Raw genomic sequence first — 1,875 nt, 5'->3', positions numbered from 1 at the left:
GGGTGGTATTGCGGTTGAAAAAAGTTACTCGTGATGGCGATTGGGAAATTGTCATACTGACAAGTTTACCTCAAACTGTTGCCAGTGCAACCAATGTAGCTCAGTTGTATCGAGGGCGTTGGAGTGTTGAAACTCTATTCCAAATAGTTACTAAGAATTTCGAGGGTGAAATTCAAACCTTGGGTTATCCCAAGGCTGCTTTATTTTCTTTCTGTTTGGCTCTAGTTTCTTACAATATTTTAGCTGTGGTCCGAAGAGCTCTGGGCAGTGTACATGGTGTCGGTAAAATTGAGTCGAGTCTTTCGGAATTCTACCTGGTTGATGAAATTCAAGGGACTTATCGGGGTATGACGATCGCAACTGAACCTGATAATTGGTCACACCTGAAGGCTTTGTCCCTGCCTCAATTAGCCGATTTTTTGTTGGATTTGGCTGCACGAGTGAATTTGAAGTCTTTCCTGAAGCAGCCACGCTCCCCTAAGAAGAAGAAACCACCTTTGATTGTGGACTCACGTCATCGTCATCTTTCTACAGCAAGGCTTTTAGACCAGGCTCGGCAGTCACGCCAGACAGGGCTAGCCCTTTACCGCGCACCCATTCGTCGCCGGGCCGCTGCCAGTCCGCGCACCCGGAAGTAGCGATATAATCGATCGCCTCGCCGCTGGGATAAATCAACTGCAAATTTCCATAAATTAGCTCTGGAGATTGAGCTAAATCCATCGTAAAAATCAATTTGTGCATATCTCTAATCTGTTGCGAAGTTTTGTAATTAGCAGTTCAAGGTAATCTAGTGAGTGCTGCCCCGATATTTTGTCTCTAAAACCGATTGAAATCATTGCTTCTATATGTCCGTATTCGCGGTTTAGAGATTGAATGCAGTCAAGCAATTCTGAACGACTGACTTCCTTTTTATTTAATAATTGAATTGCGTTAAATGCTGGCATTGTGCGCTCGCGGGGGTGAAACTAACAAGCCAGTTAGACCTGCAAGCACGGGAGCTAGCACTGGTACTAATTCCATCGCGCTTCTGTGTACGGCGACTAAACCTATGGCTGCAATGACCAACAGCAGAACGCCAATAGCCAAACAGTAAATAGTAAAGACAAAAGCATTTCGCATTACTCTCAAACCCTACTTTTATTTAACGTCCCACTTTGTAGGCGGGGGGATATACTCAGAAGAAATCGTCTCGCGCGGATGATAATGGTGTTTTTTTTGCATCGCTCCTTCCAAGTCTTTGATTTTTGACTTGCTTATCCCCATTTCTACTTTTAGATTGTCGATATTTTGTTGGTATTTTCGCCCCGATTCAAAAGTATTACTTTTTATTTGAAGCTCTAACTTTGCAAGCGCTAATGAGTATCTATACGTTGCTAATGCAAAAGCGGCAGTCACCCCGGCAACAAACAAACCAAACACTACCGCCAATAATTCAAAAAAGGCTTTTGACAGCGTGATCATTCTTCTATTAGCCTACTTCAATTTTCAATGTGTAGACAGCCTGTTAGCAATTGTTAAATCTAGCTTCACGGGCTTGATTGTTGGTTTAGCAGTAAATTGATTTTGTTTTCTGTACGCAAAACGCTGCTATGCACCGACCAGATATCGTTTGTTACAGTGTCGGCTTCTGGTCCCCAATATTCCCAAATGGTTACATTAACCTGATTAAACCAGTAAGGAAAAACAAAATTGAGGGTATAAGTTGTCGTAAGTTTAGGAAAAATAAACAATTGCGTTCTATTCAACCACAACTTACGGCTGCTGACTGATTCCGCTCCTTGAGAAGGCCCTACACCTACAGGGTAAGAGCATCTCAATCAAGCTTTACAAAAGGAGTTGATAACAGTCATCATATAATCATTATTCATAGAAGCC

2 protein-coding genes and 1 pseudogene are annotated in these 1,875 nt (G+C 42.6%); 1 reads left to right on the top strand and 2 read right to left on the bottom strand.

All coding sequences use genetic code 11. The features are described 5' to 3' along the window. Positions 1-638: pseudogene (locus QUA78_RS32440) on the top strand (hypothetical protein); the annotation flags it as partial. A 292-nt stretch (positions 639-930) separates the two neighbouring features. Here the strand turns inward: QUA78_RS32440 and QUA78_RS32435 are convergent. Together QUA78_RS32435 and QUA78_RS32430 are read right to left on the bottom strand one after the other, a co-directional pair. Then, on the bottom strand, positions 931-1,119 hold the full coding sequence (locus QUA78_RS32435; RefSeq protein WP_333307375.1) for a hypothetical protein: 189 nt from the start codon (positions 1,117-1,119) through the stop codon (positions 931-933). Between the two features lie 18 nt (positions 1,120-1,137). After that, positions 1,138-1,461: a hypothetical protein gene (locus QUA78_RS32430; protein WP_333307373.1), complete on the bottom strand. Its 324-nt coding sequence runs from the start codon at positions 1,459-1,461 to the stop codon at positions 1,138-1,140. Between the last annotated feature and the right edge of the window lie 414 nt (positions 1,462-1,875).

Source organism: Microcoleus sp. K4-B3, assembly GCF_036704615.1.
Classification (GTDB): Bacteria; Cyanobacteriota; Cyanobacteriia; order Cyanobacteriales; family Microcoleaceae; genus Microcoleus.
This window is presented reverse-complemented; position numbering and strand designations above follow the sequence as displayed.